This window comes from Rathayibacter sp. SD072, assembly GCF_017355185.1.
In the GTDB taxonomy this organism is placed as follows: domain Bacteria; phylum Actinomycetota; class Actinomycetes; order Actinomycetales; family Microbacteriaceae; genus Rathayibacter.
Genome location: NZ_JADILJ010000006.1, coordinates 33256 through 57111, shown reverse-complemented (window position 1 = coordinate 57111; position 23856 = coordinate 33256). Strand labels below are relative to the sequence as shown.

Here is a 23856-nt window from a genome sequence, read left to right as displayed (position 1 = left end):
GGGAAGCCTGGAATAATGCCGCGGTGACCTCCCCCCTCGACGGCCTGCTCGATCCGCTGCACCCCCTCTCCGCCGGGCGCACCGCCGATTCCGCGCTCGTGCGCGCCTACCGCTCCGAGCGCCCCGAGCGCACGCCGGTCTGGTTCATGCGCCAGGCCGGGCGGAGCCTGCCGGAGTACCGGGCGCTGCGCACCGACACCAAGATGCTCGACGCCTGCCTCGACCCGGCGCTGGCGAGCGAGATCACGCTCCAGCCGGTGCGCCGGCACGGCACGGACGCGGGCATCTTCTTCAGCGACATCGTGATCCCGCTGCGACTCGCAGGGGTCGCGGTCGACATCGTCCCCGGCCGGGGCCCGGTGCTCGAGAAGGCCGTCCGCACGGCGGCGGACGTCGAGGAGCTGACCGCGATCGATCCGGCCGTGCTCGACGAGAGCCTCGAGCCGATCCGCGAGGGCGTGCGCCGCACCGTCGCGGGCCTGGGCGGCACCCCGCTCATCGGCTTCGCCGGAGCCCCCTTCACCCTCGCCGCGTACCTCGTCGAGGGCGGCCCGTCGAAGGACCACATCCGCGCCCGCACTCTCATGCACGCCGATCCCGACGCGTGGGCCCGCCTGATGGAGTGGACGGCCGAGGTCACCGGCCGCTTCCTCCGCGCGCAGGTGCTCGCAGGCGCCAGTGCCGCGCAGCTGTTCGACTCCTGGGCCGGAGCGCTCTCGCTCGCCGACTACACGGCCCGCGTCGCCCCCGCCTCCGCCCGCGCCCTCACCCACGTGCGCGATCTGGCCTTCGACGCGGGAGGCGTCCGCCGCAACGTGCCGATCGTGCACTTCGGCGTCGGCACGGGGGAGCTGCTCGGCGCCATGCACGCCATCGGCGCCGACGTCGTCGGAGTCGACTACCGGATCCCGCTCGACGAGGCGAACCACCGGCTCGGCGGCTTCGTGCCGGTGCAGGGCAACGTCGACCCGGCGCTGCTCTCGGCCCCCTGGGAGGTGCTGGCCGCGCACGTCGACGACGTCCTCCGCCGCGGTCTCAGCGCCCCCGCCCACGTGCTCAACCTCGGCCACGGCGTGCCGCCCGAGACCGACCCGGACGTGCTGACGCGCCTCGTCGCCTTCGCGCACGACTGGCGGCCGTGACCTCCCGGCGGGGTCCCGTCGACCACGACGTCGCGGTCGTCGGCGGAGGAGTCGCGGGTCTCGCCGCCGCGGCGGAGTGCCTCCGTATCGGACTCCGGGTCGTCGTGCTCGAGGCGGGGGAGCGCGTCGGCGGCTCCGTCGCCCCGCTCCCGCTCGCGGGGACCGTGCTCGACGCCGGTGCCGAGAGCTTCGCCACCCGGGGCGGTCATGTCGAGAAGGCGCTCGCCGCCCTGACCCTGGACGGCAGGCCACTGGCCGAGTCGATCGTCGCGCCCAGCACGGGAGGGTCCTGGCTGCATCTGGCGGGCGGGCGCTCCGTGCCCTCGCCCCGGGCGGGGATCCTCGGGATCCCCAGCACGCCCCTGGCCGCCGACGTGGTCCGCGCGATCGGCCGTCGGGCCGCCGCGCGCGCCTGGCTCGACACCCTCATGCCCGTGCTGCGCATCGGGCGGGCGCACTCGCTCGCCGAGCTGGTGCGCACGCGGATGGGCGCGAGGGTGCTCGAGGATCTGGTCGCCCCTGTCGTCTCGGGCGTCTACTCCTCGCGGCCCGAGGACATCGACGTCGACCTCGCAGCCCCCGGTCTGAACGGGGCGATCACCCGCCGCGGCTCGCTCGCGGGCGCCGTCGCGGCGCTCCGGGCCAACGTGCCCGCCGGAGTCGCGGTGCGCGGTCTCGACGGCGGCATGCACCGCCTGGTGGCGGCCCTCGTCGAGCGGATCGACTACCTCTCGGGCGAGATCCGCACCGGAGTCGGCGTCGCGGGCCTCGGCCGGGCGGACGACGACGGTCCCTTCTCCCTCCGCCTCTCCGACGGCTCCGGCCTCACCGCGCACGCCGTGATCGTCGCGACCCCCGAGCACGACGCCCGCGCCCTGCTCGCCGACCTCGTGCCTGCCGCCCGCGACGAGGGCGAGCCGGGTGAGGACTCGGTCGAGCTCGTGACCCTCGTCGTCGACGACGCCCGCCTCGACGCCGCCCCGCGCGGCTCCGGAGTGCTCGTCGCGCCGACCGCGGACGACGTCGTCGCGAAGGCGCTCACCCACGCCACCGCGAAGTGGTCGTGGCTCGCCGCCACCCTGCCGCCAGGACGCCACGTCCTGCGGCTGTCCTACGGGCGGCCCGGCGAGCACCCGCCGCTCGCCGGCGCGAGCGATGCGGAGGCGTCCGCCGTCGCGCTGGCCGACGCCTCGATCCTGCTGGGCGTGCCCCTGGACCCCTCGACCCTCGTCGACTCGGCCCGGGTGCGCTGGGCCAACGTCCGCCCGGCCGCCGCACTCGGCCGGCGCGACCGGCTCGAGGAGTTCCGCGGGGCGCTCGCCCCCGTCGCAGGACTCGCCGTCACGGGCACCTGGATCGCCGGGACCGGGCTCGCCTCCGTGCTCCCGCACGCGGCGGAGGCGGCCGCCCTTATCCGCCGCCGCCTGGTGCGTCAAGGCGTCGGGATCGCGCACGAAGAACGGCACGGCGACGGCTACTCTGGGTCGCAGGCACCCGCATGAGTGCGGGCTGCACCGGCACGAGTGGTCATCGACCGCGTGAACGAGCCGCGAGAGCGGCCCAGGACGAGGAGTAGGCGTGAAGGGCAAGATCATCTTCGTGGCAGGAGCCGCAGCCGGATACGTGCTGGGAGCACGTGCGGGCCGCAAGCGGTACGAGCAGATCGCCGCGGCGGCCAACCGGTTCTGGCAGACCCAGCCGGTGCAGGACGTCGCGGGAGCGGTCGGCGGAGCGGCGAAGACGCAGCTCGACACCGTCTCGGACAAGGCGTACGAGCTCGTCCGCACGGTCGTCTCGAAGGCGGTCGCCGGCGGGAAGAAGTCGCAGGGCTCCAGCGATGCCGAGGCCACCGCCGCGGCCCGTCGCGCCGCCGCGAAGGTCGACGAGGCCGCGGCCTCGGCCGGCTCGGGGGGCTCGGCGTCGTCGACCCCCACGAGCAAGGCCTAGTCCCCATCCGCTCGGCCCCATCGACCGGTGCCGGGCCGGCACGTCCCGACCTCGAGGAGCTCCCGTGGTGAACGAACGCAATCCGAAGAACGCCCGATCACTGGGCGAGCTCGTCGGCGACCTCCCGGGGCTCGTCGTCGAGCTCGTGAAGGCCGAGCTCGCCTCCCTGAAGAACGAGCTGTCCGGCAAGGCCAAGAACGCGGGTCTCGCGGTGGCGCTGTTCGCCGTGGCGGCCTTCCTCCTCCTGACCGCGTGGGCCACGCTCGTGACTTTCGCGATCATCGGCATCTCGTCGTGGCTGCCGGCCTGGCTGTCGGCCCTGATCGTCACCGTGTTCTTCCTGATCGTGGCCGTGGTGCTCGCCCTGGTCGGCGTCAAGTCGATCAAGAAGGCCGTCCCGCCCGTCCCGCAGGACTCGATCGAGAGCATCAAGAAGGACGTCCAGGCGTTCAAGGGAGTCGGAACCTATGACCACTGACGTGAGCACCACTACCCCCCGCTTCGTCGACCCGGCCGAGCTCAAGCCCGACCAGCTGAAGGCCGACATCGAGCGCGCGCGCACCGAGCTCGCCGCCACCCTCGACGCCATCGAGTACAAGATCAACGTCCCCCGCAAGGTGAAGGACGCGCAGCGCACCCTGGAGCGCAAGTTCCGGGTCGTGAGCCGGCAGAACCCGTCCGCGCTGATCGCCGGTGCGGCGGGCGTCGCGGCGGCCGTCGGACTGCTCGTCTGGGGCGTCGTCAAGCAGGTCACCGAGGACTGAGCCACTCCGCACTCCGCAGCGGCCGTCCCTCCGGGGGCGGCCGCTCGTGCGTGCGCCACCGCTAGCGTTCCGGAGCCCCGGGCGCCAGAGCCGTCGACGCTTTTGTGCATCCGCGCGAGCGGAGGGATGATGGATCAATGACCGATCAGACCGCCGGAACGGCGGGTCCCGTTCAGTCCGCCCGCGAAGAGAACGCTGCCGCTCCCTCGCCGCAGCCCCCCGCCGATCAGGCCCCCGCCGATCAGCCCCTGGGATACACGCTCTGGGCGGTTCTCCGCAGGGACCCCGTACGTCCGCTCACCCTCTCCGACGACGCCCTGGCCCCGGCCGCCGAGCAGTACGAGCGCGTCGTCGCCCGGCTCGCGGAGGAGGGCGTCACCGTGCGCGGCACGTACGACGTCTCGGCCCTGCGCGCCGACGCCGACATCATGCTCTGGCTCGTCGGCTCCGAGCCCGAGGAGCTGCAGCGCGGCTACCGGGTCCTGCGCCGCACCGACCTGCTCGCGGGTCTCGCTCCCACCTGGAACGCCATGGGCGTGCACCGCGACGCCGAGTTCAGCTCGAACCACCTGCCCGCGTACATGCGCGGCAAGGATCCGGCCCGCTGGCTGACGGTGTACCCGTTCGTCCGCTCCTACGAGTGGTACATCCTCCCCGAGGAGGAGCGCCGCTCGATGCTCGCCCAGCACGGCCGTCAGGGCTCGCGCTTCCGCTCCGTCCTCACGAACACGGTGGCGTCCTTCTCGCTCGGCGACTACGAGTGGATCCTCGCGCTCGAGGACGAGGAGCTCGTCAACCTGGTCGACCTGATGCGCGACCTGCGCGCCACGGAGGCGCGCCGTCACGTGCGCGAAGAGGTCCCGTTCTTCACCGGTCGGCGCATCGAGGCCGACCAGATCGCAGAGGTGCTCCGATGAGCGACACGACCCCCGACTCCCCGACGACCGACGGCGTCCTGGTCCGCGGGGCCACTCCGCCCGCCGCGTTCGGACCCGAGCACGTCGAGGTGCCCGTCGCCTACGACGCGATCCTGCTGGCAGGCTTCGGCGGACCGGAGGGGCAGGACGACGTCATCCCGTTCCTGCGCAACGTCACCCGCGGCCGGGGGATCCCGGAGGAGCGCCTCGAGGAGGTCGCCCACCACTACCGCCACTTCGGCGGCGTCAGCCCGATCAACGCGCAGAACCGCGCGCTGAAGGCGGCCCTCGAGGCCGAGCTCGAGAAGCGCGGCATCGACCTCCCCGTGATCTGGGGCAACCGCAACTGGGCCCCCTACATGAGCGAGGCGGTGGCGGAGGCGAAGGAGCGCGGCTTCTCGAACCTGATCGCCATCGCGACCAGCGCCTACTCCTCCTTCTCGTCGTGCCGTCAGTACCGCGAGGACTACGCCGCGGCGCTCGACGCCACCGGCCTCGAGGGCGAGCTGCGGATCGACAAGGTGCGCCAGTTCTTCGACCACCCGGGCTTCGTCATGCCGTTCGTCACGGCCGTGCACGACGGTCTCGAGGAGCTGCAGGGGCGCCTCCCGGGTATCGACCTCGCCACCGAGGTGGAGGTGCTGTTCTCGACGCACTCGATCCCCATGGCCGACGCCGAGCGCAGCGGACCGCACGAGCGCCACGACGACGGCACCGTCGTCGACGTGCACGGCTTCGGTCCGGGCGGCGCCTACGAGGCGCAGCACCTCGCCGTGGCGGAGGTCGTCATGGCGGCGGCCACCACCGTGGACGTGCCGTGGCAGCTCGTCTACCAGTCGCGCTCGGGCCCGCCCACGCAGCCGTGGCTCGAGCCCGACATCAACGACGCGATCGCCGAGCTGCCCGCCCGGGGCCGCAAGGCCGTCCTCATCGTGCCGCTGGGCTTCGTCTCGGACCACATGGAGGTCATGTGGGACCTCGACAACGAGGCGCTCGAGACGTCCGAGGAGAACGGGCTCGTCGCGATCCGCGTCGCCACCCCCGGCACCGACCCCGTCTACGTGTCCGGCCTCGTCGACCTCGTGCTCGAGCGCGTCAACGGCACTCCGACCGAGGAGCGCCCGTCGATGACGGCGCTCGGCCCCTGGTACGACGTCTGCCGCCCCGGCTGCTGCGAGAACGTCCGCGCCGGCTTCAAGCCCGCGCTCGCGGGAATCGCCCCGTGACGGAGGTGCGTCCGTGAGCATCCGGGTGGGCACGCGCGCGAGCGCGCTCGCCGTCGCCCAGACCCGCATGACGGCCGACCGCATGGCGGCCGCCGCGGGCGTGCCCGTCGAGCTGGTGCGGATCGAGTCCGACGGCGACCGCATGACGGGCTCGCTGGCGTCCCTCGGCGGCACCGGCGTCTTCGTGAGCGCCCTGCGGGACGCGCTGCTGGCGGGGCGCTGCGACGCGATCGTGCACTCCCTGAAGGACCTGCCGACGGCTCCCGTCGAGGGGCTCGTCCTCGGCGCGGTCCCCGAGCGCGAGGATCCGCGCGACGCGCTCTGCGCCCGTGACGGCCGCACGCTGGCGACCCTGCCCCCGGGAGCGCGCGTCGGCACGGGCTCCCCGCGGCGCCGCGCCGCGCTGCTGTCGGCCCGCCCCGATCTCGAGATCGTCGACATCCGCGGCAACATCGACACGCGCCTGCGCCGGGTGACGGAGGAGGGCGACTCGGCGCTCGACGCGATCGTGCTGGCGGTCTCGGGGCTGACCCGGCTCGGCCGGACCGAGGCGATCACCGAGCTGCTCGACTTCGACGTCTCGCCGCACGCGCCCGGACAGGGCGCTCTGGCGATCGAGGTCCGCGACGAGGAGCCGTCGGACGAGCTGCGCACGGCCCTCGCCGCCGTCGAGCACACTCCGACCCGCGCCGCGATCACGGCCGAGCGGAGCCTGCTCGCCGCGCTGGAGGCCGGTTGCGCCGCTCCGATCGGCGCGACGGCCTCGATCGCGGGGGACGAGGTCGTGCTGCGCGGCGTCGTCTTCGCGACCGACGGCTCCGCCTCGCTCGCCCGCGAGGTGAGGGAGCGGGTCGGTAACGGTTCCCTCGGCGGAGGTCGACATTCGGCGGATCCGCAGTATGGTGGTCGCGAACTGCCCGTCGTCGATGCCGCGTTCCATTGCGGCTCCCTGCTCGCTGACGCGCTCCTCGGTGCGGGTGCCGCCGACCTCGCACCCCTGGGAGCCCCTTCGTGATCGTCCCCGCCGCCTACTCCCAGTGGGAGAAGCCGTTGCAGGGCTGGCGCGTGCTCGTCCCCCGCGGTGGCCCGTGGGGCGACGGCGTCGCCGCGGCCCTCCGCGCGAAGGGCGCCTCGCCCGTCGTCGCGCCCATGATCAACTTCGCTCCGACCGACGACTTCCCGGCGCTCGAGCAGGCCCTCGCCGACCTCGAGGCCGGCGCCTTCGACTGGATGACCGTCACGAGCGCGACCACCGTCGACGTCCTGTCGCTGCTGCGCACCACGGTCCCCCCGACGACCCGCGTCGCCGCGGTGGGCGAGACCACGGCCGCCGCGCTCGTCGCCGCCGGCTACGCCGTCGACCTCGTCCCGTCCGAGGACAACTCCGCTCGCGGTCTCCTCGCCGAGTGGGAGGAGGCGACCGGCGGCAAGCACCCGCTGCGCGTCCTCACCCTCCGCTCCGAGATCGCCAAGCCGCTGCTGACCGAGGGCCTCACGCGCATCGGCCACGACGTCCGCTCGGTCGTCGCCTACCGCACGGTCGGCGTCCCCGTCGAGGACCGCGTCGTCGCCGATGTCGCCAGCGGCGCGGTGCACGCGATCCTCGTCACCTCGGGGAGCGTCGCCGAGCAGGTGCAGAGCCAGCTGGGCCCGATCCCGGAGTCGACCCTCGTCGCGGCCATCGGCCCGCAGACCGCGAAGGACGCGCGCGCCTTCGGCCTCCGCGTCGACATCGTCGCCGACGAGCGCTCGGCCTCGTCCCTGATCGACGCGGTCGCCCGCGTCGCCGCGGAGCACGCGGGCCGCTGACCGGGGCGGTCGTCGCAGAACGTCAGCCGAGAGCAGGGGGTGTCGCCCGACAGCGGAGCGACCCCACTCTCAGCAGAGGTTCTGCTCCAGGAGCCGCTCACCTGAGCGGAGTTAGGCTGGAAGCATGACCGCCATCCGTCCGCGGCGACTCCGCACCACCCCGGCGATGCGCCGGCTCGTGCAGGAGACCCGCATCCACCCGGCCCAGCTCGTCCTCCCCCTCTTCGTCGCGGAGGGCATCACCGATGCCCGTCCGATCGGCTCCATGCCGGGGGTGATGCACCACTCCCTCGACAGCGTCCGGGGAGCGGTGACCGAGGCGGCCGAGGCGGGACTGGGCGGCGTGATGCTGTTCGGCGTGCCCACCACCCGCGACGCGGTCGGCTCGGGCGCGACCGACCCCGACGGGATCCTCAACGCCGCCACCCGCGCCGTGGTGGCGGAGGTCGGCGACGCCCTGGTCGTGCAGACCGACCTCTGCCTGGACGAGTTCACCGACCACGGGCACTGCGGGGTCCTCGACGAGCACGGCCGGGTCGACAACGACGCGACGCTCCTGCGCTACGAGGAGATGGCGCTCGCGCAGGCCGAGGCGGGGTCGCACCTGCTCGGGCTGTCGGGGATGATGGACGGCCAGGTCGGAGCGATCCGCGGTGCGCTGGACGAGTCGGGTCACTTGGACACGGCGATCCTCGCCTACTCGGCGAAGTACGCGTCGAGCTTCTACGGGCCCTTCCGCGAGGCCGTCCAGTCGACGCTCGAGGGCGACCGCCGCACCTACCAGCAGGACCCGGCGAACCGCCGCGAGGGTCTGCGCGAGGCGACGCTCGATCTCGCCGAGGGTGCCGACGTCGTGATGGTGAAGCCCGCGATGAGCTACCTCGACGTGCTGGCCGATGTGGCCGCCGTCTCGGACGTCCCCGTCTGGGCGTACCAGGTGTCGGGGGAGTACGCGATGATCGAGGCCGCCGCCGCGAACGGCTGGATCTCGCGCGAGCCGGCGATCCTGGAATCCGTCACGGGCATCCTCCGTGCGGGCGCCGACGCCGTGCTGACCTACTGGGCGGTCGAGATCGCTCGCGATCTGCTGAAGCGCTGATCGAGACCCCTCCTCGTCCACCGGGCGCGCAGCGAGCGCGCCGTATCGTGGAGGGGTGACTTCCCCGGTGAACGCCGTCTCGGCGAACGACAGCCTGTACGAGCGTGCCCGGCACGCGATCCCCGGCGGCGTGAACTCGCCCGTCCGCGCCTTCCGCTCGGTCGGCGGCACGCCCCGCTTCATGGTCTCGGCCTCGGGTCCGCACATCACGGACGCCGATGGGCGCGAGTACGTCGACCTGGTCTGCTCGTGGGGCCCGGCCGTGCTGGGCCACGCCCACCCCGAGGTCGTGGCGGCGGTGCAGGAGGCGGCCGCGCGCGGCCTCTCGTTCGGTGCATCGACCCCGGCCGAGACCGAGCTCGCCGAGCTCGTCGAGGCGCGGATCACCGCGGGCGGCGTCTCCCCGATCGAGAAGCTGCGGCTCGTCTCGACCGGCACCGAGGCCACCATGACGGCGATCCGGCTCGCCCGCGGAGTCACCGGGCGCGATCTGCTGATCAAGTTCTCGGGTCACTACCACGGCCACTCCGACGGGCTGCTGGCCGACGCCGGCTCCGGACTCGCGACCCTGTCGCTGCCCGCCTCGGCCGGCGTCACGGCCGCGACGGCCGCGCAGACGATCGTGCTGCCCTACAACGACCTCGACGCCGTGCGCGCCGTCCTCGCCGAGCGCGGCTCCGAGATCGCCGCGGTGATCACCGAGGCGGCGGCCGCGAACATGGGCGTCGTCGCTCCGGAGGCGGGCTTCAACGCGGCCCTCGCCGACCTCGTCCACGCCAACGGCTCGCTGCTGATCATGGACGAGGTGCTCACCGGGTTCCGGGTGAGCGCCGGCGGATGGTGGGGCCTCGAGAACCGCGACGCCGAGGCTCCGTACCGGGCCGACCTCTACACGTTCGGCAAGGTCATCGGGGGCGGCATGCCGGTCGCCGCGCTCGGCGGCCGAGCGGACGTGATGGACCACCTCGCTCCGCTGGGACCCGTGTACCAGGCGGGCACGCTGTCGGGGAACCCGGTCGCCGTGGCCGCGGGCATCCGCACGCTGCAGCTGGCCGACGACGCGGTCTACGCCGCCCTCGACGCCACCGCCGCGACCCTCCAGCGCGAGGTGTCGGCCGCTCTGTCGGCCGAGGGGGTCGCGCACACCGTGCAGACGGCGGGCAACCTGTTCAGCTTCGTGTTCACCGACCTCGGGCGACCGGTGCGCGACTACGCCGAGGTGCAGGCGCAGGACGCGTTCCGCTATCCGGCGTTCTTCCACTCGATGCTCGACTCGGGGGTCTCGCTCCCGCCCTCGGTCTTCGAGGCCTGGTTCGTGTCGGCCGCGCACGACGACGCCGCGATCGGGCGCATCGTCGACGCCCTGCCCGCGGCGGCGAAGGCGGCTGCGGCGGCGCGTCCGTAGGGACTCCTGCGGGGCGGCGGCGCCGCCCCGCAGGAGCCCTCAGCGGCGCGAGACCGACTTCGGCAGGACGAACACCAGCGCGAAAGCCGCGACGGCCATCAGGGTGCTGAGCAGCATCGCGGGTGCGGCGGCGTCGAGGAACCCGGAGGCCACGGTGTCGGGTCCGGTGATGATGAGCCCTCCGAAGAGGACGCTGCCGATCACCGCGATGCCCACGGCCGAGCCGATGCGCTGGATGGCCGAGATCACTCCGCTCGCCGCACCCGCGTCCTGCGGGTCGACGGTGGCGACGATGAACTGCACGTTCGGGGCGATGAAGAAGCCGTTGCCCAGTCCCGCGATCAGCAGGGGAGCGAGCAGCTGCCAGTTCGTGATCGAGTCCGGAGTCGCGGTCAGCAGCACGAGCCACACCCAGGCCAGGCCGATCGCGAGGAGGCCGCTGCCGAGGACGAGGACGTTGCGCCCCAGACGCGCGGTGAGGCGGTTGCTCTGCGAGGAGCTGATGATGCTGCCGATGGCGAAGGGGATCGAGACCAGTCCGGACTCGAGTGCCGTGTGGCCGAGACCCGACTGCCAGAGCAGCGAGATCGTGAAGAAGATGCTCGTGAACGCCGCGAAGTAGACCAGCGCCAGGATCACGCCTCCGGTGAACGCCGGGTGGCGGAAGAGCGACGGCGGGACCAGCGGCGTGCGTCCGCGGCGGACGTACAGGACCTCCCACGCGCCGAAGGCGGCCAGCAGGACGGCGCCGCCGGCGATCGAGAGGATCGTCCAGAGCGGCCAGCCCTCGTCCTCGCCCTGGATCAGCGGGACGAGCAGTGCGACGAGTCCGCCCGAGACCAGGACGAGGCCGAGCCAGTCGACACCGCCGCTGGGTGCGCGGGGGCCGGTCTCGAGCTCGCGGCGCGCGGGGAGGAGGCGGGCTGCGGCGAGGAGCGTGACGACTCCGATGGGCAGGTTCACCCAGAACACCAGGCGCCAGCCGTTCTCGTCGCCGAAGGCCTGGATGATCAGGCCGCCGATGATCGGGCCGAGCGCCGACGAGACGCCGAGGACGGCGCCCATGATCGCGAAGGCCCTGCCTCGCGACGGACCGCGGAAGAGCAGCTGGATGTAGGCGTTGACCGCCGGCACGAACATGCCGCCCGCGAGGCCCTGCACGATGCGGGCGATGACGAGCTGGACGTCGTCGGCGGCGAGGCCGCAGGCGAAGCTCGCGACGGTGAAGAGCGCGACTCCGCTGACGAAGACCCACTTGTGGCCGAAGCGGTCGCCGAGGCGCCCGGCCGGGATCAAGGCGAGGCCGAACGCCAGCGCGTAGCCCGAGATGATCCACGACAGGGTCGACTCCGAGGCGTCGAGCGTGGTGCGGATGGTCGGCAGGGCGACGTTGACGATCGTGGTGTCGAGCAGGGCGATGAACATGCCCGCGAGCAGGACGATCAGCGAGCGCCAGGCCCGGCGGTCGGGAGCGGGAGGGGCGCCGGTCGCGCCGCGGTCGGTCGACGTCTCGGTCATGGGGTGGGCCTTTCGAGCGGAAGGGGAGGAGCGCACGGGACGCACCGCGGGGGCACGGCGGCACAACCTGCGAACTCTCGCAGACGCACCCGCGCTTCCCCGAGCCGATGACTGTGCACGCCCTCAGACGAGGGCCAGCAGAGGAGGCCGGCGGACGAGGGCCGGTGGACGAGGGTGGGCGGGCGATGGCCGGCGTGCGAGGGTCAGCGCGAGCGCTCGGCCCGCCGTGCGCAGTCGATGCAGAGCTCCGCGGTGGGGCGGGCGGCGAGGCGCGCCGACCCGATGGGCCGCCCGCAGGAGGCGCAGTCGCCGTATTCGCCCTCGCCGACCCGGCGGCGGGCCTCCGCGAGCTCTCGTTCCGTCCGCGTCAGAGCGTCGCGCACCCCGGCCATCCGCGACCACTCCGCCGAGAGCGGCGTGCCCTCGGGGTCGTGCTCGTCGTCGGCCGTGCCGTCGCTGCGGGCGAGCAGCAGCTCGGCGAGGGCCTCGTCGAGGACGGCCGCCTCGCGGCGCGCCTCGTCCTGCCGCTCGGCCAGCAGCGCGTCCAGGCGTCGCAGCTCGTCGGGATCCATCGGCATCCGTCCATGGTCGCACCGCCGAGCGATCCGTTCCCCGGCGGTGCGGGGACTCGGGGCAGACTAGAGGCATGCCCGTCGTGACCGTGCTCCCCGACCGCCTCGAACTGCGCCTGACGAGGGCCGAGCGCCTGCTCGCCTTCCATCGCGGAGACGTCGTGATCGATCGCGCGAGCATCCGCTCGGCGACGGTCACCGAGGACCCGTGGATCTGGGTCCGCGGCATCCGCGCCCCGGGCACGGCCGTGCCGCTCACGATCGCGGCCGGCACGTGGAAGTTCCACGGCGGCAAGGACTTCCTGCTGATCAAGCGCACGGCCGCGGCCGTGGTGATCGATCTCGTCGACGAGGACTGGTCGCGCCTGATCATCAGCACGAAGCACGCTCCCGAGCTCATCGCGGCCCTGCAGCTCGGCCCGACGACGGCGGCGATCCCGATCATCGAGACCGACGACCTCGTCGTGGTCCCGGAGGTCGCGGAGCAGGCCGCGGCGCGGCTGGCGGCGGCGGACGAGGCGGCGATCGCCCGTGAGACGGAGGCGGCCGGAGCGGCCGAGGCCGACCGGGCGAGCGTGCCGCCCGCATCGCCCGCCGAGGACGCGGCGCTGGACACGGCTCAGGCGGTGGCCGAGACGTCCGCGGTCGCCGAGGCGGTGGCCGAGAAGAAGGCCGCGCCGAAGAAGCGGCCGCCGGCGACGAAGCCGACCTCGCAGCAGAGCACCGCCGGGAAGGCGTCCGCGAAGCCGACTCCGAAGCCCCGCACTCCTCGCGCCGACCCCTCCGTCGGCCACGCCTCGGCCGAGCCCAGCGGCGCCACCGAGGCCGCCGAGTAGCACCTGGCTCGGCGACCCCGCCGTCAGAGCCTCAGCCTCACCGCCGTCTCGAGAGCGGCTTCGATGCTCAGCCGCCAGCCCTGCGCCAGGCGCTCCTTCGTGCCGGAGTACAGGCTCGCCCCGTCGACCAGGTTGCTCGAGCAGGCGCAGACCATGCCCGCACGGAGCCCCCGGAGCCGGGCCACGACGTACAGCGCGCTCGACTCCATCTCGACGTTGAGGATCCCGTGCCGCTCGAGCGTCGCGATCCACTCCGGGGTCTCGGCGTAGAAGGCGTCGTCGCTCGCGTTGATCCCGGAGTGCACCGGCACGCTCTCGCGCTCGGCGATCGCGCGCGTCGCCTCGAGCAGCGCCGACGTGAGAGCGAGATCGGGCACCGCGGGGAAGCCCGGGTGCGCGTACGCGGCGGACGTGCCGTCGTTGCGCAGCGTCCCCTCGCTCACGAGCAGCGCACCGGGCTCGATGCCGGGCTGCGTGGCCGCCGAGCTGCCGACCCGGATGAAGGAGGTCACTCCGACCCGCGCGAGCTCCTCCACCGCGATCGCGGTCGACGGGCAGCCCATGCCGGTGCTGGTGGCGGTGATCGGGTGCCCCTTGTAGGTCCCGGTCATCGTGAGGTGCTCGCGGTTGTGCGCGACCTCGCGCACGTCGTCGAGGAACTCGGCGATCATCGGGACGCGGAACGGATCGCCCGGCAGGAGGGCCACGGTCGACACCTCTCCCGGTGCGATCCCGATGTGGTACTGGCGCTCGCCGATGCCGGCTGCGCTCTTGTCGACGGTGCTCATGCGGCCGACCCTACGCAGGCCCTGTTTCGGCGCGGTTACCCGCTCCGGTGCGATCGCGCGGTCACGCCCGGACGTCGACGAGCGTGCGCCCGCGCACCCTCCCCGCGAGGACGTCCTCGGCGATGTCGAGGGCGCCGCTCAGCGACACCGTCGTCGTGAGCTCGTCGAGCAGCTCGAGGTCGAGGTCGTGCGCGAGGCGCCGCCAGGCCTCCTCGCGGAGCTTGCGCGGCGCCTCCACCGAGTTGACGCCCGCGAGCGTCACTCCACGCAGGATGAACGGCATCACGCTCGTCGGCAGGTCCGGGCCCTGCGCCAGTCCGCAGGCCGCCACGGCGCCGCCCCAGCGGGTCTGCGCGAGCACGTTGGCGAGCGTGTGCGAGCCGACGGAGTCGACGGCGCCCGCCCAGCGCTCGGACTGCAGCGGTTTGCCCGCGTCCTGCAGCGCGGCGCGATCGACGACCTCCGCGGCGCCCAGGCGGCGCAGGAAGTCGCCCTGCTCGACGGAGCGGCCCGAGGACGCGACGACCTCGTGGCCCAGCCGCGCGAGCAGCGCGACGGCGATCGAGCCGACTCCGCCCGCCGCTCCCGTGACGAGCACGGGCCCGGCGCCGGGTCGGATGCCGTGCTTCTCGAGCGCGAGCACCGCGAGCATCGCGGTGAAGCCGGCGGTGCCGATCGCCCCGGCCCTCGCCGAGGAGATCGCTCCCGGCAGGCGCAGGAGCGAGGCGGAGTCGACACGGGCCCTCTCGGCGAGCCCCCCGTCCACCCGCTCGCCGAGCCCGGCGCCGTTCAGCACCACGCGGTCGCCGGAGTCGAAGCGCTCGGCCGCCGCGCCGTCGGCGTACTCGACGGTGCCGACGAGGTCGATCCCGGCGACCAGCGGCGGGCGCCGGACGATGCCGGGACGGCCCGCGAGGGCGAGGGCGTCCTTGTAGTTGACGCTCGAGTACTCGACGGCGACCACCACGTCGCCGTGGGCACGATCGGGTTCGTCGCGCTCGACGAGCGAGGCGCGGTTCGGGACGGCGGTGTCGGAGGAGTCCTGCTGCTCGACGACGATGGCTCGGAACATGGGCCCACGCTACGCCCGGGAGGGCGCCCCCGTCCCGGAAGGCTCAGGCGGTGCTCAGTTCAGCGCCCGCGTGCCCTCGGGCAGCGCGCCGCCGGAGTAGAGGGCGCTCGCCGTGTCCTGCAGGGCGGTCAGCGCCACGCGCTGCGTCCACGGACCGTACGAGATGCGGGCGACGCCCAGCTCCTCGAAGCGGGCGGGGGACTGCGACCCCGGAACGCCGATCACGCTGATCCGCTGCCGGCCGAGCGCGGCGACGAGCGCCTCGATCTCGGCGTCCTGGAGCAGGCCCGGCACGAAGAAGCAGGTGGCGCCCGCGTCGAGATAGGCGCGGCCGCGCTCGACGGCGTCCGCGAGGACCTCGGAGCGGTCGCGGTCGCCCGCGCGCAGGAACACGTCGGTCCGCGCGTTCAGGGCGAAGGGCACGGCCTCCTCCTCGGCGGCCGCGACGGCCTTCTCGACGGCGCGCAGCGCGTCGGCGAGCGGCTTCGCCTGATCCTCGAGGTTCGCGCCGACGACGCCGACCTCGATCGCGCGGCGGACGGTCTCGCCCGCGTCGCCGTAGCCGGCCTCGAGGTCGGCCGAGACCGGGACCTCGACCGCGGCGACGATGCGGGCGATCATGCCCAGGTGCAGATCCAGCGGGATCCGCTCGCCGTCCTCGTAGCCGAACGTCGCGGCGATGGAGTGGCTCGCGGTCGCGAGGGCGCGGGTGGCGGGCAGGGCGGCGACGGTGGACGCCGAGACCGCGTCCCAGACGTTCACCACGCTCAGCAGCTCGGGGTCGGTGTGGAGGTCGACGAGGGTGCGGCCGCGCGCTTCGATGCTCATGCCCCGACCCTAGGGTCTACCCGGTGCCGCGCGCAGGCGAGCTCGTCGCACTCCCCGCACACCACCAGCTGGGCGCGGCAGGCGGGATCGGGGCAGTTGCGCATCCGGCTCGTCGGGGCGGCGCACCCGGCGCAGCGCCCGATCACCTCGGCGTCGGGCGAGAACGTCAGCGACCCGCGGCCGTCGAAGACGTACAGCGCTCCGCGCCAGAGCCCGGAGTCGCGTCGCGCCTCGCCGTACCGGGCGATCCCGCCGTCGAGCTGGTACACCTCGCCGAAGCCGCGCGCGGTCATCAGGCTCGAGAGCACCTCGCAGCGGATGCCTCCGGTGCAGTACGTGACGACGGGGCGGCCCTTCAGGTGGTCGTAGACACCGGAGTCGAGCTGTTCGACGAAGTCGCGCGTGCTCGCGACGCTGGGCACCACGGCGCCGTCGAAGCGGCCGATCGCGGCCTCGAAGGCGTTGCGACCGTCGAAGAAGACCACGTCGTCGCGCTCGGCGACGAGCGCGTCGAGCTCGTCGGGCTGCAGCTTGACGCCGGTGCCCACGACGCCGTGCTCGTCGACGCGGAGCTCGTCCGGAGCGCCGAACGAGACGATCTCGTCGCGCACCTTGACCGTGAGCCCGGGGAAGTCGACGCTCGCGCCGTCCTCGTCCAGGCCGGACCCCTCGCTCCACTTCGCGTCCAGGCCCCGGAACGCCGGATGCTCCTTCGTGCGGCGGAGGTAGCGCTTGAGCGCCCCCATCTCGCCGCCGAGCGTGCCGTTCAGCCCGTCCTTCGAGACGAGGAGCCGACCGCGCAGGCCCAGCGACTCGCACAGCTCGCGCTGCCAGAGCCGGATCGCCTCGGGGTCGGCGAGCGGCACGAAGCGGTAGAACAGCAGGATCTTCGGCAGCACCGGCACATCCTACGAGGGTGCGGCCGCTCGGGAAACGGCGCCGCAACACGGCTGTGACAGCATCGGCGGGTGACCGACACCTCCGCCACCCTGCCGCACTCCCGGATCGAGGACGTCTTCGGGCTGGTGACCGGAGCGTTCGTCGTCTCGCTGGGCCTGTTCCTCCTGCGGGCGAGCGAGGCCGTCACCGGCGGCACCGCGGGGCTGGCGCTGCTCCTGGGCTATCCGCTGCCGATCCCGTTCGGCGTGATCCTCGTGGTCGTCAACATCCCGTTCCTCGCGCTGTCGCTGTGGAAGAAGGGCTGGCGCTTCACCCTGCGGACCATGTTCTCGATCGTGCTCGTCTCGGTGCTCGCGGGACTGCATCCGCTCGCGTTCGGCACGCTGAGCATCGAGCCGGTCTACGGAGTGCTCACGGGCGACGTGCTCGCCGGCATCGGCCTGCTGATCCTGTTCCGTCACGGCTCGAGCCTCGGCGGCTTCAGCATCGTCGCCCTGATCGCGCAGGAGCGGCTCGGCTGGCGGGCCGGCTACGTGATGATGGCGCTCGACGCCTGCGTCGTCGTGGCCGCGCTGCTCGTGGTGCCGCCGGTGAACGTGCTGATCTCGGCGGCCGGCGTCGTGGTGCTCAACCTCGTGCTCGCATTCAACCACCGGCCCGGCCGCTACCTCGGCTCCTGAGCAGGTGCTCCGCAAGCCCTGGCCCTCGTCGTGTGCGTTCGTACCCTGGAGAGGGCCCGCGATCGCGGGTCGCCCCGTCCGAACGGAGAACCCGATGTCCGACTGGAACTACGACCCCTACGCCCGCCTCGGGGAGGTGCCGTCCTTCACCCTCACCAGCGACGACATCGTCGACGGCGCCTCGCTGGCCGCCCGCCACTACGGCGAGGGCTCGGGCGGCGAGGACGTCTCTCCGCATCTCGCCTGGTCGGGAGCGCCCGAGGGCACGAAGAGCTTCGCAGTGACCGTCTTCGACCCGGACGCGCCCACCGGCTCGGGCTTCTGGCACTGGGCGCTCTACAACCTGCCCGCCGAGACGAGCGAGCTGCCGACGGGAGCGGGGGCGGCCGGCTTCGAGCTGCTGCCGCCCGGCGCGCAGACCCTGCCGAACGAGATGCGGCTGCGCCAGTTCATCGGAGCGGCGCCGCCGGACCGCGAGCACCGCTACTTCTTCGTCGTGCACGCCCTCGACGTCGAGCGCCTCGACCTCGATCCGGAGTCGACGCCGGCGATCCTGGGCTTCAACGTCCACTTCCACACGCTGGGCCGCGCGCAGATCGTCGCTACGGCGACCCCGGACGGCGCGAAGGGCTGAGCCGCCCGAGGGGCGCGCCGCTCAGCCGAAGAGCGTGCGCGCCTCCTCGTACCGGGAGTCCGGCACGGTCTTGAGGGTGCCGAGGGCCTCGGCAAAGTCGACGTGGTAGATGTCGGTGCCGCGCAGCGCCACCATGCGGCCCCAGTGCTCGGCGACGACGGAGTCGATCGCGGCCATGCCCAGGCGGGTCGCGAGGACGCGGTCGAACGCGGTGGGCGTTCCTCCGCGCTGGATGTGGCCGAGGGTGGTGGCGCGGGTCTCGATGCCCGTGCGCTCCTCGATCATGGGGGCGAGCATCTCGCCGATGCCGCCCAGGCGCGGGCGGCCGAAGGCGTCGAGGCCGCGCTCGGAGTGGGCGTCGTCCATCGTGTCGAGCGAGAAGCCCTCGGCGACGACGACGAGCGGCGCACGACCGCGGTCCTGTGCGCTCTGCACCCACTCGACGATCTGATCGATCGACGTGCGCTTCTCGGGGATGAGGATGACGTGCGCGCCCGCGGCCATGCCGGAGTGCAGCGCGATCCAGCCGACGTGTCGGCCCATGACCTCGGCGACCATGCAGCGGCCGTGCGAGTCGCCCGTGGTGCGGAGGCGGTCCATCGCGTCGGTCGCGATGCCGACGGCCGTGTCGAAGCCGAAGGTGTAGTCGGTGGCGCCGAGGTCGTTGTCGATGGTCTTGGGGACGCCGACGATCTTGAGGCCCGCGTCGGTCAGGCGCTTCGCCGCGGCGAGCGTGCCCTCTCCGCCGATCGCGATGATCGAGTCGATGCCGTTGCGCTCCATCATCGCGGCGATCTTCTCGGGGCCGCCGTTCTCGCCCTCGAAGGGGTTCGTGCGGCTCGTGCCGAGGATCGTGCCGCCCTGCTTCGCGATGCCCTGGATGTCGGAGCGCTCGAGCGGCATGATGTCGCCCTCGACCACTCCCCGCCAGCCGCCGCGGAAGCCCACGAACTCCTGGTCGTACACCTTGATGCCCTTGTAGACGGCACCGCGGATGACGGCGTTGAGGCCGGGGCAGTCGCCCCCGGAGGTCAGGATCCCGATCTTCACCCGCTCAGAGTAGAGGACGCCGGAGTCCGCGGTGCACCTGCGGGGCCGAGGGAGGGCCGGCCGCCGGTCCGGACGCGACGACGGGCCCCTCCTCGCCGCCTCGAGGAAGGGCCCGTCGTCGTGCAGGGTGGAGGACTAGCCGGCCGCGCTCGCGTTGAGCTCGCCGTTGACTCCGTTCGGGAAGAACCCGCCCTTGGTGGTCGACGCCGGGTTCAGGTAGACGATGTTCAGCACCTGGCCGGGGCTGCGGCTGAACGCGATGCCGTTGGCGTCGGTCGGCTGGATGTTCGCCGCACCATTCACCTTGATGCCCTGGTCGAGGTCGGTCGCCGCCCCGTCGAGGGAGTCGCGGGCGTCCGAGAGCTTGCCCGCGGGCACCTCGAGGCCGAGTGCGTAGAGCGCCGAGCGGATCGTGCCCGCGTGGTAGGCCTCGACCGCGAGGATGCCGGCAGCGGCCTCGAGGAAGACGGGCGAATCGATCAGCGGAGCCGCGCCCTTGTACGCCGTGACTCCGACGTCCTCGAACACGAACGCGCCGAGCAGGAAGTTCTGCTCGTTCAGGAACGGGTCGAAGGTGCCTCCGGGAGCGATCAGGCCGGCCGCGGTGGCGGCCGCGTTGAAGCTCGCCTGCAGGTCGATCTTCGGGCGCGCCACGGTGGTGCCGCCGATGGCCTTGCGGAGGAACTTCACGTGCGCCCGCTCGTCCTGCGCGATCTCGGTCGCGACCGACTTCAGCCACGGGGTCTTGAACGGCACCGCGCGACCGCCGGTGACGGTGCCGGGAGTGCCGGCGCCGGTGACGTCGGCGGCGTCCAGGCCCCGGCCGGTGACGGCGCGGAGGTAGAACTCGGCCTCGAGGTACTCGAGGTTGAGGGCGAAGTTCAGGATCGAGCCGTCGCTCGGTCCGCCGGGCGCCTGGTCGGCAGCGGCGGCGGAGGGGGCGGCGGCCAGGGCGGCCGCGCCGATGCCGAGGCCGGCGACGCCGGTGGCCTCGAAGAAGCGGCGACGGTCCAGAGCGGTCTCGGAGCTCCTGACGATCGCCTTGCGGATGAAGGTCGTGTCGAACATGTGCGCATCTCCAGTGATAGGCGGATGCCGGACGACTGAACGCCGTCGCGACAGCGCGAAGCTACGCCCGTGAAGAGGCCTCTGACCAGCGGAATCGGCGAGAAAAATCTGCGCATGTGGTCATCGGTCCTGATCCAATCCGGGCATCGCGCCGGCTCCGAAGAGTCAGTGCGGGAGGGCTGTCGCGGCCCTCGCCGCCGAGCTCGACCGGCGGTGTCGGAGGGCGCGATTAGCATCGCTGCGTGACGTCCGCCCCTCCTGCTCCCGAGCCCGCCCGGGCGACGGTCTACGCGCCCGCCGTGCCGGTGAGCCTCGCGCTCACCGTCCGCACGCTGCTGCGCGGCACGGGCGACCCCACGATGCTGATCGACGCCTCCGGCTTCTGGAAGGCCTTCCGCACGCCCCACGGCGCAGGCACCCTGCACCTCGTGCAGGCGGTCGACGGCTCGGTGCGCGCGCGGGCGTGGGGCGAGGGTGCGGAGTGGCTGATCGCGCAGGTGCCCGAGCTCCTGGGGCACGGCGACGACTGGAGCGGCCTGGATCTCTCCTCGCACCGGCCCCTGGCCGACGTGCTGCGCCGGGTCGAGGGCCTGCGGCTCGCCCGTGCCGGGCTGGTCTTCGAGATGCTGGCGCCGTCGATCCTCGAGCAGAAGGTGACGAGCACCGAGGCGTGGCGGGCGTACCGGGCGCTGGTCCGCCGCTACGGCGATCCCGCCCCCGGCCCGGTGCCCGTGCCCCTGCACGTGGCGCCGACGGCCGAGCAGTGGCGCCGCATCCCGTCGTGGGAGTGGCACCGCGCCGGAGTGGATCCGCGCCGCTCGCGCACCCTGCTCACCGCCGCGCTCGTGGCGCCGGGACTCGAGCGCACGCTGACCCTCGGGCGCGGCGGCGCGCAGGTCGAGTCGCGACTGCGCTCGGTGCCCGGGATCGGCGCGTGGACCGCCTCCGAGGTGATGATGCGCGCGCACGGCGATCCGGACGCGGTCAGCGTGGGCGACTACCACCTCGCCGCGGCGGTGGGCTTCGCCCTCACCGGCCGCCTCGGAGTCGACGACGACGGCATGCTCGAGCTGCTCGAGCCGTGGCGCGGGCACCGGCAGCGGATCATCCGGCTGATCGGCTGCAGCGGTGCGCGGAAGCCGCGCCACGGGCCGCGGATGACCATCCAGGACCACCGGTGGCACTGAGGGCGTGACGTCCCGGCGCCACGCGCCCGATGATCACGCCCATCCGAGGATCAGGCACGTCGAGGATCAGGCACGTCGAGGATCAGGCACGTCGAGGATCAGGCCCGTCGAGGATCAGCCGCCTCGAGGATCAGGCGCCGAGCTCCTCCAGCACCGCCATCGCCGCGTTGTGCCCGCCGAGTCCCGAGACGCCGCCGCCCCGCCGTGCTCCCGCACCGCAGACCAGCACGCGCGGATGCGCGGTCGCGACGCCCCAGCGCTGCGCCGGAGTGTCCAGCGGCTCGTCGTCCTCGGCGAACGGCCAGGAGAGGGGTCCGTGGAAGATGCTGCCGCCCGGCAGGCCCAGGCTCTCCTCGAGATCGTGCGTCGTGCGCGTCTCGAGACACGGGGCGCCGTCGGCGTCGAGCAGGATCAGGTCGCGGATCGGCTCGGCGAGCACCGAGTCGATCGAGTCGAGGATCTCCTCCTGCAGCCGCTGCCTGGTCGACGCGTTGTTCTCGGCGGTCAGCCAGCGGTCGGGGGTGTGCAGGGCGAAGACGGTGAGGGTGTGCGCTCCCGAGGCGGCCAGCTCGGGCGAGAGGATCGTCGGGTCGGTCAGCGAGTGGCAGTAGATCTCGCACGGGATCGGGGTGGGCGTGCGGCCCCTGCCTGCTGCCCGGAAGGCCGATTCCAGGGCGTCCCAGCCCTCGTTCACGTGGAAGGTGCCGCCGAAGGCCGCCTCCGGTGAGACGCTCTCGTCGCGCAGCCGCGGCAGGCGTCGCAGCACGAGGTTGATCTTGACCTGGGCGCCCTCCGGCCGAGGGCCGCCGACGCCCGACCCGCCGTCCATCAGCCGGTCGAGGACGAAGGGCGCCACGTTCGAGAGCACGAACCGCGCGCGGACCCGGCGGCTGCGCGGGCCCCGGCGGTAGACGACGTCGCCGTCGGCTCCGATCGCGGTCACCTCCGCCCCGGTCAGGATCCGGGCTCCGGCGTCGCGGGCCGCGCGGTCCAGGGCGCCCGAGACCGAGCCCATGCCGCCGACCGGGACGTCCCAGTCGCCCGTCCCGCCGCCGATCACGTGGTAGAGCAGGCAGCGGTTCTGGGCGAGGTCGGCATCGGCCGCGCCGGCGAAGGTGCCGATGAGGGCGTCCGTCAGCAGGACCCCGCGCGCGAGGTCGTTCTCGACGCTCCGCTGGATCGCCTCCCCGATCGGGCGCTCGATGAGCGCACTCCAGACGGAGTCGTCGCCGACGAGGCGCCGCGCCTCCTCGCGTCGCAGCAGCGGCTGGGTGAGGGTCGGCCAGAGCGCCGTCGCGGCCGTCGAGGTGAGGCGCGAGAAGCCGGCGAAGCCCTCGGCGTCGGCCGGGGAGCCGAGCCGGTCGAAGGAGGCGGCGGTCGCCTGCGCGTCGTGCGTGTCGACGAGCAGCCCGCGGGTGGGGTCCGCGGGATCGGGGGTGTAGGAGGAGTAGCGGCGCCGCACGAGCGGCACGTCGATCCGCAGGTCGTCGAGGATCGTGCGCGGCAGCAGGCTCACCAGGTAGGAGTAGCGGCTGAGCCGGGCCTCGACGCCGCGGAACGGGTACTCCGACACGGCGGCACCGCCCGTGCGCGCGCTCCGCTCGAGGACCAGCACGTCGAGCCCGGCCTGCGCGAGGTAGGCCGCGGCGACCAGGCCGTTGTGGCCGGCACCGACGATCACCACGTCGACCGCCGGATCGGACGGCGGCGAGGCGGGACGCGGGCCGGGCGCGGTGCCGCTGCGCTCGCGGTCCGAGACGTCCAGGGGCCGGTGCCGATCGCGTCGGACTGTGCTTCGCGCCATGCAGGCCAGTGTGGTCGGCCGGGCGGCGGGACGCGAGTCCGGGCGCCGCGGGGTCGACGGCTCCGCTCAGTCGGCGTCGCTGCCCAGCGCCTCGGTGACGAACTCGCGCAGCGAGAAGAGGATCTCCTCGCTCGAGCGCCCGCTGGACTCGGCCAGGCGGCCGGTCAGCCAGGTGAGGCAGATGACGGAGGCCCCCGCCACGTCCGACGCGGTCGGCACGACCACTCCGTCGGCGTCGACCACGCCCTCCTCGATCGGGCTCAGCGCACGCTCGAGGACGGCCAGGTTCATCGGGCCGGTCGCCTCGCCGTCGAAGGCGGCCGCGCTGTCGATCAGCGCCTGAGCGGCGATCATCGCGGCACGCGGGACGGGCAGCGGATCCATCGGGTCTCCGATCGCGAGCGGGGGTGTTCGGGTGCGCCCATCGTCCCGCTCGTCCCCACCGGCGTCCACCACACCCGACGGGAAGGGGGAGTCTTCCCAGAGGCCGCTTCCCGGAGGCCGCTTCCCGGAGGCCGCTTCCCGGACGTCTCTTCCCCGAGGAGTCGGCACGAGGGGGGCGACACGCCCCGCCTGGCCGCCGCCTCGGGCATAGCCTCGTGGGATGGAG

The 23856-nt window shown here is 73.4% G+C and carries 25 protein-coding genes; 15 read left to right on the top strand and 10 right to left on the bottom strand.

Annotated elements, in window-relative coordinates:
• Nucleotides 1-23 precede the first annotated feature (23 nt).
• The 11 genes from hemE to hemL all read left to right on the top strand — a co-directional run bounded on the left by hemE (nt 24) and on the right by hemL (nt 10309).
• A complete protein-coding gene (gene hemE / locus IOC53_RS03935; RefSeq protein WP_307786063.1) occupies nt 24-1142 on the top strand; it encodes a uroporphyrinogen decarboxylase in 1119 nt (372 codons plus the stop codon).
• Nucleotides 1139-2644 (top strand): FAD-dependent oxidoreductase, encoded by a 1506-nt coding sequence (locus IOC53_RS03930; RefSeq protein ID WP_307786062.1) that lies wholly within the window; start codon nt 1139-1141, stop codon nt 2642-2644. Before hemE ends, IOC53_RS03930 begins: the two co-directional genes overlap by 4 nt.
• Before the next feature lie 76 nt (nt 2645-2720).
• The gene (locus IOC53_RS18770; protein WP_307786061.1) at nt 2721-3089 is read left to right on the top strand and encodes a YtxH domain-containing protein; all 369 of its coding nucleotides are present in this window, start codon (nt 2721-2723) and stop codon (nt 3087-3089) included.
• A 64-nt stretch (nt 3090-3153) separates the two neighbouring features.
• Nucleotides 3154-3567 (top strand): phage holin family protein, encoded by a 414-nt coding sequence (locus IOC53_RS18765; protein WP_077224022.1) that lies wholly within the window; start codon nt 3154-3156, stop codon nt 3565-3567.
• A 1-nt stretch (nt 3568) separates the two neighbouring features.
• Nucleotides 3569-3853, top strand: coding sequence for a DUF3618 domain-containing protein (locus IOC53_RS03915; protein ID WP_251945372.1), 285 nt, complete (start codon nt 3569-3571; stop codon nt 3851-3853).
• Nucleotides 3854-3990: 137 nt separating this feature from the next.
• On the top strand, nt 3991-4770 hold the full coding sequence (hemQ, locus tag IOC53_RS03910; protein ID WP_207403075.1) for a hydrogen peroxide-dependent heme synthase: 780 nt from the start codon (nt 3991-3993) through the stop codon (nt 4768-4770).
• Nucleotides 4767-5996, top strand: a complete 1230-nt coding sequence (locus IOC53_RS03905) for a ferrochelatase (RefSeq protein ID WP_207403074.1) — start codon at nt 4767-4769, stop codon at nt 5994-5996. Before hemQ ends, IOC53_RS03905 begins: the two co-directional genes overlap by 4 nt.
• A gap of 13 nt (nt 5997-6009) precedes the next feature.
• Complete coding sequence (gene hemC / locus IOC53_RS03900) at nt 6010-7011, top strand: hydroxymethylbilane synthase (RefSeq protein ID WP_207403073.1); 1002 nt, start codon at nt 6010-6012, stop codon at nt 7009-7011.
• On the top strand, nt 7011-7805 hold the full coding sequence (locus IOC53_RS03895; RefSeq protein ID WP_207403142.1) for a uroporphyrinogen-III synthase: 795 nt from the start codon (nt 7011-7013) through the stop codon (nt 7803-7805). The genes hemC and IOC53_RS03895 overlap by 1 nt, the downstream gene beginning before the upstream one ends.
• A 124-nt stretch (nt 7806-7929) precedes the next feature.
• Nucleotides 7930-8904 carry a porphobilinogen synthase gene (gene hemB, locus IOC53_RS03890; RefSeq protein WP_207403072.1) on the top strand — a complete coding sequence of 325 codons (975 nt, stop codon included), beginning with the start codon at nt 7930-7932 and terminating at the stop codon, nt 8902-8904.
• Nucleotides 8905-8959: 55 nt separating this feature from the next.
• Nucleotides 8960-10309 carry a glutamate-1-semialdehyde 2,1-aminomutase gene (gene hemL / locus IOC53_RS03885; RefSeq protein WP_307786060.1) on the top strand — a complete coding sequence of 450 codons (1350 nt, stop codon included), beginning with the start codon at nt 8960-8962 and terminating at the stop codon, nt 10307-10309.
• A 39-nt stretch (nt 10310-10348) separates the two neighbouring features.
• Here the strand turns inward: hemL and IOC53_RS03880 are convergent, their stop codons facing one another.
• On the bottom strand, nt 10349-11827 hold the full coding sequence (locus IOC53_RS03880; RefSeq protein ID WP_207403071.1) for an MFS transporter: 1479 nt from the start codon (nt 11825-11827) through the stop codon (nt 10349-10351).
• Between the two features lie 203 nt (nt 11828-12030).
• Nucleotides 12031-12405, bottom strand: a complete 375-nt coding sequence (locus IOC53_RS03875; protein WP_242682888.1) for a TraR/DksA C4-type zinc finger protein — start codon at nt 12403-12405, stop codon at nt 12031-12033.
• A gap of 68 nt (nt 12406-12473) precedes the next feature.
• On the opposite strand from IOC53_RS03875, the gene IOC53_RS03870 reads away from it, so the two are divergent.
• A complete protein-coding gene (locus IOC53_RS03870; protein WP_207403070.1) occupies nt 12474-13235 on the top strand; it encodes a hypothetical protein in 762 nt (253 codons plus the stop codon).
• 23 nt (nt 13236-13258) lie between these two features.
• On the opposite strand, the gene IOC53_RS03865 is transcribed toward IOC53_RS03870, so the two are convergent.
• The 4 genes from IOC53_RS03865 to IOC53_RS03850 all read right to left on the bottom strand — a co-directional run bounded on the left by IOC53_RS03865 (nt 13259) and on the right by IOC53_RS03850 (nt 16819).
• Complete coding sequence (locus IOC53_RS03865) at nt 13259-14023, bottom strand: nucleoside phosphorylase (RefSeq protein ID WP_207403069.1); 765 nt, start codon at nt 14021-14023, stop codon at nt 13259-13261.
• A 61-nt stretch (nt 14024-14084) separates the two neighbouring features.
• Nucleotides 14085-15095, bottom strand: coding sequence for an MDR family oxidoreductase (locus IOC53_RS03860; protein WP_207403068.1), 1011 nt, complete (start codon nt 15093-15095; stop codon nt 14085-14087).
• 54 nt (nt 15096-15149) lie between these two features.
• Nucleotides 15150-15923 carry an isocitrate lyase/phosphoenolpyruvate mutase family protein gene (locus IOC53_RS03855; RefSeq protein ID WP_207403067.1) on the bottom strand — a complete coding sequence of 258 codons (774 nt, stop codon included), beginning with the start codon at nt 15921-15923 and terminating at the stop codon, nt 15150-15152.
• Nucleotides 15920-16819, bottom strand: coding sequence for a rhodanese-related sulfurtransferase (locus tag IOC53_RS03850; protein ID WP_242682895.1), 900 nt, complete (start codon nt 16817-16819; stop codon nt 15920-15922). The genes IOC53_RS03855 and IOC53_RS03850 overlap by 4 nt, the downstream gene beginning before the upstream one ends.
• A gap of 72 nt (nt 16820-16891) precedes the next feature.
• Between IOC53_RS03850 and IOC53_RS03845 the strand changes: the two genes are divergently transcribed.
• Both IOC53_RS03845 and IOC53_RS03840 read left to right on the top strand, forming a co-directional pair.
• Entirely contained in the window at nt 16892-17503 is a 612-nt protein-coding gene (locus tag IOC53_RS03845) for a YitT family protein (protein ID WP_207403066.1), read from the top strand.
• 94 nt (nt 17504-17597) lie between these two features.
• A complete protein-coding gene (locus IOC53_RS03840) occupies nt 17598-18137 on the top strand; it encodes a YbhB/YbcL family Raf kinase inhibitor-like protein (RefSeq protein ID WP_207403065.1) in 540 nt (179 codons plus the stop codon).
• A gap of 21 nt (nt 18138-18158) precedes the next feature.
• Here the strand turns inward: IOC53_RS03840 and IOC53_RS03835 are convergent, their stop codons facing one another.
• Together IOC53_RS03835 and IOC53_RS03830 are read right to left on the bottom strand one after the other, a co-directional pair.
• Nucleotides 18159-19187, bottom strand: coding sequence for a 6-phosphofructokinase (locus IOC53_RS03835; RefSeq protein ID WP_207403064.1), 1029 nt, complete (start codon nt 19185-19187; stop codon nt 18159-18161).
• A 135-nt stretch (nt 19188-19322) separates the two neighbouring features.
• Nucleotides 19323-20255, bottom strand: coding sequence for a ferritin-like domain-containing protein (locus tag IOC53_RS03830; RefSeq protein WP_207403063.1), 933 nt, complete (start codon nt 20253-20255; stop codon nt 19323-19325).
• 242 nt (nt 20256-20497) lie between these two features.
• On the opposite strand from IOC53_RS03830, the gene IOC53_RS03825 reads away from it, so the two are divergent.
• A complete protein-coding gene (locus tag IOC53_RS03825) occupies nt 20498-21442 on the top strand; it encodes a DNA-3-methyladenine glycosylase (protein WP_207403062.1) in 945 nt (314 codons plus the stop codon).
• Nucleotides 21443-21572: 130 nt separating this feature from the next.
• Here the strand turns inward: IOC53_RS03825 and IOC53_RS03820 are convergent, their stop codons facing one another.
• Nucleotides 21573-23246 (bottom strand): NAD(P)/FAD-dependent oxidoreductase, encoded by a 1674-nt coding sequence (locus IOC53_RS03820; RefSeq protein WP_207403061.1) that lies wholly within the window; start codon nt 23244-23246, stop codon nt 21573-21575.
• A 66-nt stretch (nt 23247-23312) separates the two neighbouring features.
• Complete coding sequence (locus tag IOC53_RS03815; protein ID WP_207403060.1) at nt 23313-23630, bottom strand: hypothetical protein; 318 nt, start codon at nt 23628-23630, stop codon at nt 23313-23315.
• Nucleotides 23631-23856: the final 226 nt, after the last annotated feature.